The organism is Arthrobacter sp. TS-15, from assembly GCF_006964045.1.
Classification (GTDB): domain Bacteria; phylum Actinomycetota; class Actinomycetes; order Actinomycetales; family Micrococcaceae; genus Arthrobacter.
Genome location: NZ_SDXQ01000146.1, coordinates 1 through 1,369, shown reverse-complemented (window position 1 = coordinate 1,369; position 1,369 = coordinate 1). Strand labels below are relative to the sequence as shown.

The window sequence follows — 1,369 nt, the reverse complement described above, 5'->3', positions numbered from 1 at the left end:
CTCGTGGGCTCGACAAGGAGGCGCTGCGGGCGGCCCTCGCCGGGCTGCCCGATGAGAACGTGACGGGTGGGCTGATCCGGATGTCCGGTACGGATGGCCGCTGGACGGGTACGGCCGGGCCGTCCGTGCCAACCACCGACGCGCACTTCAGGATCGGCAGTGTCACGAAGATCTTCACGTCGACCGTGCTGCTCCAACTGGCCGCCGAGGGACGGCTGGCCCTCGACGACACGGTGCAGGAGTTGATGCCTGGCCTTCTGCCGGCCGGCTACTTCCCCGTCACCGTGGGCCAGTTGCTCAGCCACACCAGCGGCCTGCAGATCATGACCTGCGCCACGGAGGACATGTCACCGCGTGAGGCCGTGGACGCCTCGCTGGCCTGCGGAGAGCCGACGGAACCGGGCAGGGCCACGCGGTACAACGGCATCAACTACTTCATCGCGGGCCTGATCATCGAGCAGGTGACGGGCCGTACGTACGGCTCCGAAGTCCGCACCCGCATCCTCACCCCCCTCCGTCTGCGCGACACGTACGTGCCTGCCCTGGACGACTGGTCCATCCCGGCGCCCTACACCCGCGGTCTGGTGGCTGTGCCGGGGAGTTCCGGCGAGCTCACGGACGTCAGCGTCCAGAACCCGTACGGGTGGGCGGAGGGTGGCATGATCTCCAACGCCCCCGACCTGGCACGCTTCTTCACGGCCCTGTACCGCGGCCGTCTCCTCCCGCCGACCCAGCAGAAGGACCTCTTCCGGATGCCCGCCGCGGCGTCCGGTGACACGCAGTTCAGCTACGGCGGGCTCCAGCGCACCGAGTTCCCCGACGGCACGGTCGTCTGGGGCAAGAGCGGGCACGTCCCGGGTTATACGAGTGGCACTTTCGCCACCCGTGACCTCCGCCGCCTTCTCGTCTACGCCCTCAACCCGACGGACCGGTCCCCGGAACTGCCTTACGTCCTGCGGATAGCGGGGGCGGCGTTCGACGTCCCGGTACCGGCTACAGCTGGCTGAGGATCGTCGGGTCCGTGATCCCCGTGTCCTTGGCCAGCATCATCGCCTTGCTGAGGATGACGGCGAGGGTTCGGTCTCCCTCGTACGGCAAGTAGCCGGTCTGGGGGTACGTCGGCGCGGACTTCGGGACTATGCACAGGTACTGGTCGTTCGGGGTCATCAGGATGTTGCCCGAGCGGAGGTGGATCTTGTACGTGTGGCGCTCGCCCTTCACGTGGAGGAAGCGGCCCTCCAGGGTGCAGCGGTCGGCTATCGCGAGCCGGGGGATCAGGCGGTCGAGGAGGGCCCGGCGGGTCTCGGCGCTCTGGTTCAGCTCGCCGAAGCTGTATCCCGACCAGTACTCCTGGAAGCGACCGCCGGGG

General features: G+C 68.5%; 2 protein-coding genes. One reads left to right on the top strand and one right to left on the bottom strand.

Features of this window, described 5'->3' with window-relative positions; translation table 11 throughout:
• Nucleotides 1-1,007 (top strand): serine hydrolase domain-containing protein (locus tag EU811_RS23405; protein ID WP_142940610.1); only part of this gene is annotated, 1,007 nt, incomplete at its 5' end.
• On the opposite strand, the gene EU811_RS23400 is transcribed toward EU811_RS23405, so the two are convergent.
• A partial coding sequence (locus EU811_RS23400) for a DUF7737 domain-containing protein (RefSeq protein ID WP_202979368.1) occupies nucleotides 994-1,369 on the bottom strand: 376 nt, incomplete at its 5' end. The genes EU811_RS23405 and EU811_RS23400 overlap by 14 nt on opposite strands.